Origin of the sequence: Ferrovibrio sp. (genome assembly GCF_041906005.1) — a bacterium.
Taxonomy (GTDB): Bacteria; Pseudomonadota; Alphaproteobacteria; order Ferrovibrionales; family Ferrovibrionaceae; genus Ferrovibrio.
Map to the genome: position 1 here is coordinate 160,960 of NZ_JAYRJY010000002.1, position 13,692 is coordinate 174,651.

Below are 13,692 nucleotides of genomic sequence, written 5' to 3' on the forward strand. Positions count from 1 at the left end.
CAACCGGTGCAGCCGCCCGACAGCAATCGCAAACCGCGGGTCACGTCCATCGGACTGACATCGGACTTCCTGCATCTTGCGCGACCATACTGGGGCGGACCCGAACGGTGGACGGCCTGGTTTCTGCTGATCGCCATCATAGTGCTGGCGGTGGCACAGGTGCTGCTGGCCATCCGGCTGAATTTATGGAATGCCGACTTGTTCGACGCACTGGAACGCCGCTCGATGGAAGGCTTCATGCGTCAGGTGGTTGTTTTCGTCGTGATCGTACTGGGCACGATGGCCGTCAATGCCGTGCACCTTCACCTCAAGCGCAAGCTGCAACTCGGCTGGCGCGAATGGCTCACCGCCCGGCTGGTCAATGAATGGATGCAGGACGGCCGGCAATTCCGGCTGGCGATGATACCCGGCAACCACAGCAACCCTGACGGCCGGATCGCCGAGGATATCCGTATCGCCACCGAAGCAGCCGTCGATCTGTTCCACTCGCTGATCTATTGCATCCTGCTGCTGGTCAGTTTCATCGGCATATTGTGGGGCCTGTCCGGCAGCCTCCCCGTGCATGTTGACGGTTTCGAATTCGATCTGCCCGGCCATATGGTCTGGCTGGCTTTCCTCTATTCCGGTGTTGGTTCAGCCCTGGCGCTGTTCATCGGCCGCACGCTGGTATCGGCCGCCGACCTGCGCCAGACGGTGGAAGCTGATTTGCGTTATGCGCTGGGTCGCAGTCGCGAGAATGCCGAAGCGATAGCCATTGCCAGGGGCGAAGCCGACGAACGGGGCTTCCTGCTGCGTCTGTTTTCGCCGGTGGCTGAATCATGGCACAACCAGACGTCTGGGTTGCGCCGGCTGATCCTGTTTTCGTCGGCCTACAGCACCGTCGCGACTGTCTTCCCCATCCTGGTCAGCACGCCGCGGTATCTGTTGGGAGAAATCAGCCTGGGCGGCCTGATGCAGACGGCGCAGGCTTTCCAGCAGGCTACCTCGGCGCTGTCCTGGCCGATCGACAATTTTCCGCGTCTGGCCGAATTGCGCGCGTCGGCTGAACGCGTTCTGGAACTGCATAACGCAGTCACCGAAACCGAGGCGCGAGCCGCAGCCGAACAATCCGCGCAGCGCATCATCGTCGCCACCAGTGAAAAACCGGTCCTGTTCTTCCATGACGTGACACTGGCAGAGCCAGACCAACGTATTCTCGCCACCGGCCTGTCGCTGAGCATCCAGAAGGGCGAGCGCGTACTGCTGACCGGCGATCAGCATGCCGCGGCCATATTGTGCAAGGCCGTGGCCGGCGTATGGCCTTGGGGCAGCGGGCGGATCGAGGTGCCGGTGGAACCGCTTGCCCTGCTGCCGCAACGCCCCTACATGCCGCCGGGCACTTTACGCCATGCCCTGCTCTATCCTGAAACACCGACCCAGGCTGATGACGCCACGCTAGCCGAGACCCTTCGCCATGTTGGCCTTGAATTCCTCGTGCCGCAACTGGATGCGGAAGCCGAATTGAGCCAGATCCTCAGTCCCGGCGATTTGCAACGGATCGGCTTTGCCCGGCTGCTGCTCCACCGTCCATCGTGGATTCTGATCGATCAGGCGACGGATGGGATGGATGAACAATCCGAACTTGCGCTTATGCATATCCTTGGTGACATGCTGCCCGAGACCACCATCCTGGCAGTCGGCCATCACAGCGGCCAGAATGGTTTTTTTACGCGCCATTTACAGCTGCAGCGCTCCGAAGCCGGTATGGTTCTGCTGCAGGAAGACCAGCACCATGAAACGAGGACAACGCCGCCCAAACAGCGGCTTGGCCTAGCCAGCCGGATCGGCCGTCTGATCGATCTGGTCCGCGCCGGCTTCGGCGAGGGCTGATCCAGATCAACGCCGGTCCACCGGCAGCCAGCTATAAATCCGTCTCAGCAGTCAGTGCCGACGGATGACGCGGATGACGCCTGGGAGAAAACAACAGGGGCAATATACGGAAGAGCTGGTGGCCATTCCGCCATTCGGGCTTGAAGGGTTGCTTGTGCGACCGACCGAATGCCGTGCCGTGATCGTATTTGCCCATGGCAGTGGCAGCAGCCGCCACAGCCCCCGCAATCAGCATGTGGCGACCGCACTCCAGCAGGCAGGATTTGGCACTCTGTTATTCGATCTTCTGATGGAATCCGAGGCTGGCAATCGCAATCTTGTTTTCGATATCGAGCTGCTGGCCGAACGTTTGATGCTGGCCACGAGCTGGTTGAGCCACCGCATGGAGCGCGTTGCCCCACGTATCGGATATTTCGGCGCCAGTACCGGCGCGGCTGCCGCCCTGGTGGCCGCCAGCCAGCCGGATTGTCCTGTTGGCGCCATCGTCAGTCGTGGCGGCCGGCCCGATCTGGCCGGCGCGGCGTTGCCGCTGGTGACGGCCCCCACCTTGCTGATCGTCGGTAGCCTGGATCGTGAAGTGCTGGGCCTCAACCGCCAGGCCATGGCGCATATGCATTGCACGACCAAATTGCAGATCGTGCAGGGTGCCACGCATCTGTTCGAGGAACCCGGTACCCTCGATCAGGCAATCGGCCATGCCAGCACATGGTTCAGCCACCATCTATTGCAAAGCGAGGCGGCGGATGTTCCTGGATAGAAACGAGGCTGGGCAGAAACTGGCGAAACGACTGCTGGACATGAAAGATGAAAAGCCGGTTGTCCTCGCGCTGCCACGCGGTGGCGTTCCGGTTGCAACCGAAGTCGCCGCGGCGCTGGAGGCACCGCTGGATCTGTTGCTGGTGCGCAAGATCGGTGCGCCACACCATGCCGAACTGGCCGTGGCTGCCGTAGCCGATGGCCAGAAACCCAGGCTGGTGGTGAACCGTGAAGTGGCCGACAGCCTGAATGTCGACGATGACTACCTGCGCGCCGCCGCTCAGCGCGAACTTGCCGAGATCGAGCGCCGTCGCAAACGCTACGATATTGGCCAGCCGCATCCCGATGTGAACGGGCGCACCGTTATCGTGGTGGATGACGGCATTGCCACGGGCGCGACGGCCAAGGCGGCCCTCATGTTGCTGCGCGCGGCCCAACCGAAATCCATCATTCTGGCGATTCCCGTGGCCTCAGCCGCAACGCTGGAAGAATTCAAGGGGCTGGCCGACCGCATCGTCTGCCTGGAAACGCCAGCGGATTTTTACGCCGTCGGCGCGCATTACCATGAATTTCCACAGGTATCGGATGAGCAGGTGATCAAATTGCTCAAGTCCGCGGCACCCCCTGTTTAGGTTTCGATCTGCATCTTGCATCCGAGGCGGCAGGACCGCATTTTGGGCGCCCAGACGATTGTTGAGCCGGTGCGCCCCCATGACTGCCGCCCCCGACCTTTCCAGCCTGACCGAATTGCTGGCCATCATGGCCAAGCTGCGCGACCCCGATGGCGGCTGCCCCTGGGACCTGGAGCAGACTTTTGCCACCATCGCACCCTACACGATCGAGGAAGCCTATGAGGTCGAGGATGCCATCGCCCGCAATGATATCGCCGGGCTGAAGGACGAGTTGGGCGACCTGTTGCTGCAGGTGGTGTTTCACAGCCGGATGGCGGAAGAAGCCGGTCACTTTTCCTTCACCGATGTAGCGGCCGGTATCAGCGACAAGATGATCCGGCGGCACCCGCATGTCTTCGGCGACGTCTCTGCGGATCGTCCGGATGCCGTCAGCGCCAATTGGGAAAGCATCAAGGCGGCCGAACGCGCGGCTAAACCAGAGAGCTCGAAAGACGATGTGTCGCCGGTGTTGGCCGGTGTCACGGCAGGTCTTCCCGCCCTGCTGCGGGCCGTGAAATTGCAGAACCGCGCCGCGCGCGTTGGCTTTGACTGGCCCGATAAACGACCAGTGATCGAAAAGATCAAGGAAGAACTACAGGAACTGGAACACGAGATCGCATCAGGCAATGCGGAAGCCACTGCCGAAGAATTCGGCGACTTCCTTTTTGTGGTGGCCAATCTGGCACGTCACCTGAAGCTCGACCCGGAAGACTGCTTGCGCGCCGCGAACCGCAAATTCGAACGCCGCTTCACCGCCATGGAAAAAATCCTGCACGACGAAGGCAAGGCGTTGACCGATTGCAACCTTGCGGCCATGGATGCCGCCTGGAACATCGTGAAGAAAAAAGAAAAAAGCGGCTCCTGATTCAACAGTCAGTTGGCCGTATTCCCGCCACATCTTGGTCGCAGAATGACCTCGGCATTTCCACAGCCTGGCCACAGGCTTTGATTATTCTCTGAAAACTCAGGCGCACGCTGTAGTCCAGCAGGGTCTGTAAACGTGAAAGTTCCCGCCTTTTCACAGGGAACCATCCCCGCGTCTGCGGGTTTTCATCACGTTCCACAATTCATATTCAAAGGAGGTTTTGCATGCGCAAGATCGCTGTTGCCGCCATTTCCGCGATCGCCCTTCTGGCTGCCGCTCCGCCTGCGGCTGTATACGCCGCCAGTGGCACCTGGGATCAGGTTGAAGGCAACTGGAACCAGTTTGCCGGCAAGGTGAAGCAGCGCTGGGGCAAGCTCACCGACAACGACATCACCGTGATCAACGGCAAGCGCCAGGAACTGGTCGGCAAGATCCAGGAACGCTACGGCATCGCCAAGAACGAGGCCGAAAAACAGGTGGACGAATGGGAGAAAGCCCAGTCCAAGTAACGGCATCCCGATATCACATCAAACCAATTTGAGGAGACTGCATCATGCCGAATACAGGAAAACGCGTGGAAGCCAATGTGAAAGCCGCCCTGCCGTCGTGGGATCGCATCGCGGGCAACTGGAAACAGTTTTCCGGCAAGGCCCGTGAACGCTGGGGCGAACTGACGGATGACGACATCGCCGTCATCAATGGTCGGCGCGAGCAACTGGTGGGCAAAATCCAGGAACGCTACGGCATCATCACCGATCAGGCGGAACGCCAGGTTGCCGATTGGCTGAACGACCTGTCGCACACCGAACGCCGCCACTGAGTCTCATTGAACTCAAGGAGTAGAGTTATGGCCCGCATGATCCGACAAAACCAAACCGCTGCCGCTGAAGCCGACCTGGCCGAGTTGCGCGAGCAGGTCTCCGATATCGGCACCCAGCTTGGTGCCCTGATCTCCCGCGCCAAGAAGGAGGGCACCGCACTGGCCGAGGCCGAATTATCGGAATTGCAGAGCCGCATTCAGTCGCTGGCCGGCGACTGGAAAGATCGCGGCCGTGAAGCCCTCGGTCGAGTCGAGGAAACGGTGAAGGAGCATCCGGGCTCCAGCCTGCTGGCGGCTTTCGCCGCAGGCGCCGCCCTCACCCTGTTGCTGCGCAAATAATGCTCGGCCCGCTGGCAAGCCTGCTGCCTGGCCTGCTCATTGGCGGGGTGCAGGCCGCTGCGTCCCGCCGACAGCGACAGCGGATCGCCGTGGTGGCCGGCCTAGGCACCATAGCCTGCGCCGCGCTGCTGGCCGCTTTCATGCTGTTCGGCTGGTCACTGTTCCTGGCCTATGGCGCCAGCATGCTGCCCGTCTGGGCGGCGGTGGCTGCGGGCGGCACTCTCGTCGGGCTGATCGTTCTACTGGGCATGATCGCGGCTCTGCTCTGGCAATACTGGCCAAGCCATGGCTTGCAGGACGAGGTCGAGAAACTGCGCAGCCAGATCGAGCCGGTGGCACGTGAACACCCGCTTGCCGCAGTTGGAATTGCAGCAGGACTTGGGGTGCTTCTCACCTCGCTGATCCGGCGCTAGACCATCGGAAACGAAAAAAGGCGCAGATTCCGGTCTGCGCCTTTTTTACATTCCGGGTCTGAATTCGGGTCAGAACGGGATTTCGTCGTCCAGATCGTCGCGCCGGGCCGGCGAGCCGCCACCGGAGGACCGACCGCCACCCGCGCCGCCGCCGAATCCGCCCGAGGAACCGCCGCCGGCATAGTCGTCGCCGCCGCCAAAGGAGCCACCACCACCCTCGCCTCGGCCGTCGAGCATGGTCAGCTCGCCGCGGAAGCGCTGCAGCACGATTTCGGTGGTGTATTTCTCCTGGCCGTCCTTGTCGGTCCATTTCCGGGTCTGGAGCGAGCCCTCGATATAGACCTTGGAGCCTTTTTTCAGGAACTGCTTGGCGACCTTGACCAGATTTTCGTTGAAAATCACGACTCTATGCCATTCGGTGCGTTCCTTGCGCTCGCCCGAGGCCTTGTCGCGCCAAGTCTCCGAGGTGGCAATGGAGAGCTGGGCAATCTCTTCGCCGGACTGCATGCTACGGATTTCGGGGTCGCGCCCTAGATTCCCGACCAGGATCACCTTGTTAACGCTGCCAGCCATATCTTAACCCCTATCCGTTCACGAAGTGATCTTATATCATGCGAATGGCGTATAGTGAAGAACTGTCCTGAAAAGCGCAATATTCGGCCCCCCAGAGACTCGGCGCAAAAACCATGCAGAAGTTCATTTCGGTCCGCGGTGCCCGCGAGCACAACCTCAAGAATGTCGACGTCGATATTCCCCGCGACAAGCTGGTGGTCCTGACCGGCCTGTCCGGGTCGGGCAAATCTTCGCTGGCCTTTGATACCATCTATGCCGAGGGCCAGCGACGGTATGTCGAATCCCTGTCGGCCTATGCGCGCCAGTTCCTGGAACTGATGCAGAAGCCGGATGTCGATCACATCGACGGCCTCAGCCCGGCGATCTCCATCGAACAGAAGACAACCTCGAAGAACCCGCGCTCCACCGTCGGCACGGTCACCGAAATCTACGACTACCTGCGCCTGCTCTACGCCCGCGTCGGCGTGCCCTATTCGCCGGCGACCGGCCTGCCGATCGAAAGCCAGACAGTCAGCCAGATGGTCGACCGCGTCATGGCCATGACGGAAGGCACCCGCCTGTACCTGCTGGCGCCCATCGTGCGCGGCCGCAAGGGCGAGTACAAAAAGGAATTGCAGGATCTGCAGAAACGCGGTTTCCAGCGCGTGAAGGTGGACGGCAAGCTGCACGAGATTGCCGAAGTGCCGGCGCTGAACAAGAAGCTGAAGCACGACATCGAGGTGGTGGTCGATCGCGTGGTGGTTCGCGACGGCATCCAGACCCGTCTGGCGGATTCCATCGAGACCGCGCTGAACCTGGCCGATGGCATCGCCTTTGCCGAAAACGCCGACAAGGACGAACGCACCATCTTCTCGGCAAAGTTCGCCTGTCCGGTTTCCGGTTTCACCATCGAGGAGATCGAACCGCGGCTGTTCTCGTTCAACAGCCCGCATGGCGCCTGTCCCACCTGCGACGGCCTGGGTTCAAAGATGTATTTCGATCCGGCTATGGTGGTACCGGATGAGGCGGTTACGCTACGCGACGGCGCCATCGTGCCATGGTCGCGCGCCGCCACGCCCTCGCCCTACTACCTGCAGACGCTGGAAGGGCTGGCCAAATTCTACAAGTTCTCGCTGGCGACCAAATGGAAGGATCTGCCGGCCAAAACCCGCAATGCCATCCTGCATGGTTCGGGTGACGACATCGTGCCGATCACCTATGACGACGGCATGCGCACCTACACGGTGAAACGCCCCTTCGAGGGCGTGCTGCCCAATCTCGAACGGCGCTGGCGCGAAACCGAGTCCGACATGATCCGCGAGGAATTGTCGCGTTATCAGTCGCAGACCGCCTGCGAAACCTGCGGCGGCTATCGCCTGAAGGCCGAGGCTTTGGCGGTGAAGGTCGGCGGTCTGAATATCGGCCAGGTCTGCGAATTCTCCATCGCCGAAGCGCGGCAGTGGTTCCTGGATCTGACCAGGAAGCTGAAGCCGAAGGAAAAGGATATCGCCTCCCGCATCCTGAAGGAGATCAACGACCGCCTGGGTTTCCTGGTCAATGTCGGCCTCGACTATCTCTCGATGTCGCGTTCGTCCGGCACATTGTCGGGCGGCGAGAGCCAGCGTATCCGCCTGGCCTCGCAGATCGGTTCGGGCCTGACCGGCGTGCTGTATGTGCTGGATGAGCCCTCGATCGGCCTGCACCAGCGCGACAATGCCAAACTGCTCGAAACCCTGGTGCACCTGCGCGACATCGGCAACACCGTTCTAGTGGTGGAGCATGACGAGGAAGCGATCCGCACCGCCGATCACGTGATCGACATGGGGCCGGCAGCCGGCGTGCATGGGGGTGAGATCATCGCCCAGGGTACACCGGAAGAGATCATGGCCGCGAAGAAATCGGTCACCGGCCAGTATCTGACCGGTGTGAGATCAGTGGCTGTGCCCAAGCAGCGCCGCAAACGCGTCGCCAACAAGCTGCTGAAGGTGATCGGCGCCAAGGCTAACAACCTGCAGAATATCTCGGTGGAATTCCCGCTTGGCATCTTCACTTGCGTCACCGGCGTCTCGGGCGGCGGCAAGTCGACGCTCACCATCGAAACGCTGTTCAAGGCTGTATCGCGCAAACTGAACAACAGCCGCGAGATTCCCGGCCTGCATGACCGCATCGAGGGCCTGGAATGGATCGACAAGATCGTCGATATCGACCAGTCGCCCATCGGCCGCACCCCGCGCTCGAACCCGGCCACCTATACCGGCGCTTTCGGTCCGATCCGCGACTGGTTTGCCGGCCTGCCCGAAGCCAAGACGCGTGGGTATGCGCCTGGCCGTTTCTCGTTCAACGTTAAAGGTGGGCGCTGCGAGGCTTGCCAGGGCGATGGTCTGATCAAGATCGAGATGCATTTCCTGCCCGACGTCTACGTGCAATGCGATGTCTGCAAGGGCAAGCGCTATAACCGCGAGACGCTGGAAATTCATTATCGCGACAAGTCAATTGCCGACGTGCTCGACATGACCGTGGAAGACGGCGTCGAGTTCTTCAAGGCCGTGCCGACCATCCGCGAAAAGCTCGAGACCCTGAACCGTGTTGGCCTCGGCTATATCAAGATCGGCCAGTCGGCCACCACGCTGTCGGGCGGCGAGGCGCAGCGCGTCAAGCTGGCCAAGGAATTGTCCAAGCGCGCCACCGGTCGCACGCTTTACATCCTCGACGAACCTACCACGGGCCTGCATTTCGAGGATGTGCGCAAGCTGCTGGAAGTGCTGCACGAGTTGGTCGATTCCGGCAACACCATGATCGTGATCGAACACAATCTCGAGGTCATCAAGACAGCGGACTGGATCGTCGACATGGGCCCCGAAGGCGGCAATGGCGGCGGCCGTGTCGTGGCCCAGGGTACGCCGGAAGACGTGGCCAAGGTGAAGGAAAGTTATACCGGCCAGTATCTGAAAGACTATCTCAAGCCGGCGGCGCAGCGCACCGCGCCGCCCCAGAAGAAAGCCCGCCGCGATGCGGCGGCATAAAACCAGGAAAGGATTTTCATTCCATGATTACGCGTAAGGCACTGACCCTCGACGACGTTCAAAAAATCGCCGCCGCCGCCGAGGTCGAGGCCAAAAAGAACGGCTGGAAGGTCAGCATCGCCATCACCGACGACGGTGGCCACCTGCTGCATTTCCAGCGTCTGGACGGCGCGCCGATCCAGTCCACCTGGATCAGCCAGGGCAAGGCCAAGGCGGCATCCTATGCCCGCCGCCCGACCAAGGCGCTGGAAGAGATCGTCGGCAACGGGCGCAACGCCTTCCTGTCGGTGCCCGACCTCGTGCTGTTGGAAGGCGGCGAACCGATCATGGTGGATGGCATTTGCATTGGCGGCGTGGGCGTGTCTGGCGTGAAATCCTCGGAAGATGCGCAGGTCGCCCAAGCCGGCATAGCCGCCCTGCTGGGCTGACCCAAGTTTCACTCCCATGCCGCGTGGCCAGCCGAAAAAGATCACGCCAACCTATCTGGAACGGGCTGCGCTGTTTTATCTGGAACGCTACAGCAGCTCGGCGGAAAATCTTCGCCGGGTGCTGGACCGCAAGATCCGGCGCTCCATCGAGGTGCATGGCGCGCCAAGTCGTGAGCAAGCCGCCAGCTGGGTTGCCGACCTGATCGGCAAGCTGCAGCGCAGCAACCTGCTCAACGATCGCGCCTATGCCGAGAGCCGTGTGCGGCGGCTGTATGCCGAGGGCAAGTCGCTGGGCCGTATCCGGCAGGCTCTGTCGGTGAAAGGTGTGGGCAAAGATGATGTCGCGGCGGCGCTGGAACGATTGGAGGCTGAATCCGCCGCGCCGGTTTCCGATCTGCCGGCAGCCGCCGCCTTCGCCCGCAAGCGAAAGCTCGGCCCGTATCGCGCCGACCCGGAGCTGCGTCGCGAGATGCGGCAGAAGGATCTGGGTGCGCTGGCGCGACGCGGATTCAGCCAGGCGATTGCCATGAAGATTTTGAGCGCCGACAGCGTCGCTGCGCTTGAGGAGATGGTTCATGACGCAGATTAAACCGATCCACATTATCGGCGGCGGCCTGGCCGGTTCGGAAGCCGCCTGGCAGGTGGCCCGTTTGGGCGTTCCCGTGGTGCTGCATGAGATGCGGCCGGTGCGAAAAACCGATGCCCATCAGGGCGATGGCCTCGCCGAATTGGTCTGTTCGAATTCCTTCCGGTCTGACGACGCCGAAAGCAATGCGGTCGGCCTGCTGCATGAGGAACTGCGCCGCTGCAATTCCCTGATCATGCGGGCGGCCGACATCGCCAAGGTGCCTGCCGGCGGCGCGTTGGCCGTGGACCGTGATGTATTTTCCACCGAGGTACAGAAGGCCATCGAAGCCGAGCCGCTGATCACTTTGCAGCGTGAGGAAATCGCCGGTCTGCCGCCGGCCGAATGGGACAATGTGATCGTCGCCACCGGCCCCCTCACCTCGCCGGCCCTGGCCGAGGCAATCCGCGGCCTGACCGGCGAACAAAGCCTGGCTTTCTTCGACGCCATCGCGCCGATTGTCCATAAAGACAGCATTGACATGGACAAGGCCTGGTTCCAGTCGCGCTATGACAAGGTAGGCCCCGGCGGCAGCGGGGAACAGGGCGAAGGCGCCGACTACATCAACTGCCCCTTCGAGAAACCGAATTACCTCGAATTCCATGCTGCCCTTCTGGCCGCCGGGAAAACTGAGTTCAAGGAGTGGGAAAAGAACACGCCGTATTTCGAGGGCTGTCTGCCCATCGAGGTGATGGCAGAACGCGGCCCGCGCACGCTCACCTTCGGCCCGATGAAACCAGTCGGCCTGATCGATCCGCGCACCGGCCGCAAGCCTTATGCTGTGGTGCAACTGCGACAGGACAACAAGCTCGGCACGCTCTACAACATGGTCGGCTTCCAGACCAAGATGAAACATGCCGAGCAGGTGCGCGTCTTTCGTATGATTCCCGGCCTGGAGAATGCCCAATTCGCCCGCCTGGGAGGCATTCACCGCAACACCTTCCTCAACTCACCCAAGCTGCTGGATACACAGCTACGGCTGAAGGCGATGCCCAGCCTGCGCTTCGCCGGCCAGGTCACCGGTGTTGAAGGCTATGTGGAAAGCACCGCCATCGGCCTGATTGCCGGTCGCATGGCCGCAACGCAGCGTCTGGGTGGCGAACAGGCCCCTCCGCCGCCGACCACGGCGCTTGGCGCGCTGCACAGCCACATCACCGGCGGTGCCGACGCCAAACACTTCCAGCCGATGAACGTGAATTTTGGCCTGTTCCCGCCGCCGCCCGGCGATGTACGCAAGGACGACCGCAAGCGTTTCTTGAGCCGCCGCGCATTGTCCGATCTGGCGCAGTGGCTGGATGGCAAGGCATTGGCAGCCGCTTAAAAACGGCCCCGCAGCATCGCCCAGAACAATGCCATCTGCCGCCGCAGCGGCGTAACTGCCGCTTCCGCGGCGATGACATCGAAGTCTCGTGCAGCCAAAGCCTTCAGGTAGAGGCCAGCCAATGTCGCGGGCAATATGGCGGGCATAGCCTCGCGTGCAACAGGGTATCGGCGCGCGGCCCGCAGCCGGCGCCCGGCCTCTTCAGCCACTTCGACCATGACCGCAACCAGGTCGGCACCAGTCTCGCGCTGATACAAGTCTTGCGCCGTCAGGCCATGCGCGCCCAGCAAAGCAGCCGGCAGCATCACCCGGCTCTGCGCCGCCAGATGCGGCGTGGCGCGCAGCAAGCCGGTCATGGCATAGGCAATGCCCGCGTCGCGAGCCACATCCTCCGGCAAGAAGGCATCAAGGACTTGCGCCGCAAGACGCATCAACGAAGCAGAACTGGCTTCGGCGTAATCCAGCAAAGCGGCCATGTCGGCAGGCGGCACATCCGCCATGTCTGTTTCGCGCGCGTCGATCAAAGCCAACACGTCATCGCGGCTCACATGCCGACAATATGCATGCAGGGCCAACACGACGGGGTGATTGCGCGGCTGGCCGGCCCAGATACCGTCCCACGCCTCCCGCCACCATTGCAAACGGATCTGTCCGATCATCGGCTGGCTAACGGCTTCGCGCGCCCGCGCGATCTCGGCGTTGAAAGCATACAGGGCATGCAGGCCCGGTCGTCGCGCATCTGGCGCGAACAATGCCGTCAGCCAACGGTCGGGATCGACGCTCCGCAACTCGGTGTCGCAGTATTGCTCAGGCGAATCGGTCATGCCACGGCTGGTTGAGTTCGGGAAGATCGCTTGTCGCTACCAAGATTTATGATAGCCTCTGGCAGCGAATCGCAAGCGCGAGAATCGCAGCGTTGTTGTGCGCAGTCTGTCGGGATCGCAAGCCATGCCTTGGTCGCATGCCGTGCGGCACCCGGCTTCTGCGGGGGGGAAGCCAGCCTAGTCAACGGCGACAACCATAAACCGGTAAGGAACCGCATCATGGCAAAGATTCTCGAAAACCTCTACAAGGCGCTCGGCGCCGGCGTCGTTCTGGCGCTGATCCTGTTCTTTCTCATCCATCGCAGCTTTGACTCGGCATTCCTGAGCTTCTTTTTCCGCTGGCTGCACGTCCTGTCCGGCATTCTCTGGATCGGCCTGCTCTGGTACTTCAACTTCGTCCAGATCCCGACCATGCCCAAAATCCCGGCTGAATTGAAGCCCGCGGTCGGCAAGTTCATCGCCCCGGAAGCGCTGTTCTGGTTCCGCTGGGCGGCTCTGGCCACCGTCGTCACCGGGTTGGTGCTTTCGGTGCTCAACGGTTACGGCCATCAGGCATTCATGCTGCAGGAAGGTGCCCGTACCATCGGCATCGGCATGTATCTCGGCCTGTTCATGGCTGCCAATGTCTGGTTCGTGATTTGGCCGAACCAGAAGAAGGCGCTGGGCATCGTGCCGGCCGACGACGCGACCAAGGCCAAGGCGGCACGCTTTGCCATGCTGGCCTCGCGTACCAACTTCGCGCTGTCGATCCCGATGCTGTATTGCATGGTGGCGCAGCAGAATGGCGGCGCCTGGTAAGCCGGTCTATACGGGTATGAGGGCGGCGGCCACCCGCCGCCCTTCCCCCATCAGCAGATTGTAGGTGCGGCAGGCGGCACCGGTATCCAGTGCCTCGATCACCAATCCGCGCGCGCGAATTTCCGTCCGCAGGCCCTTGTCGATAAAGATCATATTCGGGCCGCAGCCGATCAGCAGCAATTCCACGGCCGGCTCCATGGCGAAAGCCGGCTCAAGCGACGGCACGCTCAAATCGCCAATACCGGCAATGCCCCAGGCCAGAGTCTGACCGGGAAAAACCAGCACCGGTTCCGTCCAGTGCCGGCCCGAGATGCGGAAACCGCCATCCCCATAGGCATTGATCACCTGCCGGTCGGATGGAATACGCGGCAGCAGGTCCATGCCCGCG

16 protein-coding genes are annotated in these 13,692 nt (G+C 61.7%); 13 read left to right on the top strand and 3 right to left on the bottom strand.

Translation table 11 applies throughout. The features are described from left to right. The first annotated feature begins 6 nt into the window (after positions 1 to 6). From ACE3OO_RS17885 to ACE3OO_RS17920, 8 genes are all read left to right on the top strand, one after another. A complete protein-coding gene (locus tag ACE3OO_RS17885; protein ID WP_374304942.1) occupies positions 7 to 1,869 on the top strand; it encodes an ABC transporter ATP-binding protein/permease in 1,863 nt (620 codons plus the stop codon). Between the two features lie 73 nt (positions 1,870 to 1,942). Then, entirely contained in the window at positions 1,943 to 2,626 is a 684-nt protein-coding gene (locus ACE3OO_RS17890) for a dienelactone hydrolase family protein (protein WP_374304944.1), read from the top strand. After that, positions 2,613 to 3,257, top strand: a complete 645-nt coding sequence (locus ACE3OO_RS17895) for a phosphoribosyltransferase (protein WP_374304946.1) — start codon at positions 2,613 to 2,615, stop codon at positions 3,255 to 3,257. Before ACE3OO_RS17890 ends, ACE3OO_RS17895 begins: the two co-directional genes overlap by 14 nt. Positions 3,258 to 3,336: 79 nt before the next feature. Continuing rightward, positions 3,337 to 4,161 carry a nucleoside triphosphate pyrophosphohydrolase gene (gene mazG / locus ACE3OO_RS17900; protein ID WP_374304948.1) on the top strand — a complete coding sequence of 275 codons (825 nt, stop codon included), beginning with the start codon at positions 3,337 to 3,339 and terminating at the stop codon, positions 4,159 to 4,161. Positions 4,162 to 4,427: 266 nt separating this feature from the next. Next, a complete protein-coding gene (locus tag ACE3OO_RS17905) occupies positions 4,428 to 4,670 on the top strand; it encodes a CsbD family protein (protein ID WP_374305438.1) in 243 nt (80 codons plus the stop codon). Positions 4,671 to 4,759: 89 nt separating this feature from the next. Continuing rightward, complete coding sequence (locus ACE3OO_RS17910) at positions 4,760 to 4,981, top strand: CsbD family protein (RefSeq protein WP_374305440.1); 222 nt, start codon at positions 4,760 to 4,762, stop codon at positions 4,979 to 4,981. 27 nt (positions 4,982 to 5,008) lie between these two features. Next, positions 5,009 to 5,320: a hypothetical protein gene (locus ACE3OO_RS17915; RefSeq protein ID WP_374304950.1), complete on the top strand. Its 312-nt coding sequence runs from the start codon at positions 5,009 to 5,011 to the stop codon at positions 5,318 to 5,320. After that, on the top strand, positions 5,320 to 5,733 hold the full coding sequence (locus tag ACE3OO_RS17920) for a hypothetical protein (protein ID WP_374304952.1): 414 nt from the start codon (positions 5,320 to 5,322) through the stop codon (positions 5,731 to 5,733). Before ACE3OO_RS17915 ends, ACE3OO_RS17920 begins: the two co-directional genes overlap by 1 nt. Before the next feature lie 69 nt (positions 5,734 to 5,802). Here ACE3OO_RS17920 and ssb read toward each other — a convergent pair whose 3' ends face one another. Then, a complete protein-coding gene (gene ssb / locus ACE3OO_RS17925; protein ID WP_374304954.1) occupies positions 5,803 to 6,306 on the bottom strand; it encodes a single-stranded DNA-binding protein in 504 nt (167 codons plus the stop codon). Positions 6,307 to 6,419: 113 nt separating this feature from the next. Between ssb and uvrA the strand changes: the two genes are divergently transcribed. The 4 genes from uvrA to trmFO are packed head-to-tail and all read left to right on the top strand — an operon-like array spanning position 6,420 to position 11,682. After that, positions 6,420 to 9,308: an excinuclease ABC subunit UvrA gene (gene uvrA, locus ACE3OO_RS17930; RefSeq protein WP_374304956.1), complete on the top strand. Its 2,889-nt coding sequence runs from the start codon at positions 6,420 to 6,422 to the stop codon at positions 9,306 to 9,308. Between the two features lie 23 nt (positions 9,309 to 9,331). Next, a complete protein-coding gene (locus tag ACE3OO_RS17935; protein WP_374304958.1) occupies positions 9,332 to 9,736 on the top strand; it encodes a heme-binding protein in 405 nt (134 codons plus the stop codon). 16 nt (positions 9,737 to 9,752) lie between these two features. Next, complete coding sequence (locus tag ACE3OO_RS17940; protein WP_374304960.1) at positions 9,753 to 10,325, top strand: regulatory protein RecX; 573 nt, start codon at positions 9,753 to 9,755, stop codon at positions 10,323 to 10,325. Next, the gene (gene trmFO, locus ACE3OO_RS17945; protein WP_374304962.1) at positions 10,312 to 11,682 is read left to right on the top strand and encodes a methylenetetrahydrofolate--tRNA-(uracil(54)-C(5))-methyltransferase (FADH(2)-oxidizing) TrmFO; all 1,371 of its coding nucleotides are present in this window, start codon (positions 10,312 to 10,314) and stop codon (positions 11,680 to 11,682) included. Before ACE3OO_RS17940 ends, trmFO begins: the two co-directional genes overlap by 14 nt. On the opposite strand, the gene ACE3OO_RS17950 is transcribed toward trmFO, so the two are convergent. Continuing rightward, entirely contained in the window at positions 11,679 to 12,506 is an 828-nt protein-coding gene (locus ACE3OO_RS17950; RefSeq protein WP_374304964.1) for a phytoene/squalene synthase family protein, read from the bottom strand. The two genes, trmFO and ACE3OO_RS17950, sit on opposite strands and share 4 nt — an antisense overlap. Before the next feature lie 219 nt (positions 12,507 to 12,725). Between ACE3OO_RS17950 and ACE3OO_RS17955 the strand changes: the two genes are divergently transcribed. Next, on the top strand, positions 12,726 to 13,304 hold the full coding sequence (locus tag ACE3OO_RS17955) for a urate hydroxylase PuuD (protein WP_374304966.1): 579 nt from the start codon (positions 12,726 to 12,728) through the stop codon (positions 13,302 to 13,304). 6 nt (positions 13,305 to 13,310) lie between these two features. Here ACE3OO_RS17955 and ACE3OO_RS17960 read toward each other — a convergent pair whose 3' ends face one another. Then, positions 13,311 to 13,685, bottom strand: a complete 375-nt coding sequence (locus tag ACE3OO_RS17960; protein WP_374304968.1) for an Mth938-like domain-containing protein — start codon at positions 13,683 to 13,685, stop codon at positions 13,311 to 13,313. Between the last annotated feature and the right edge of the window lie 7 nt (positions 13,686 to 13,692).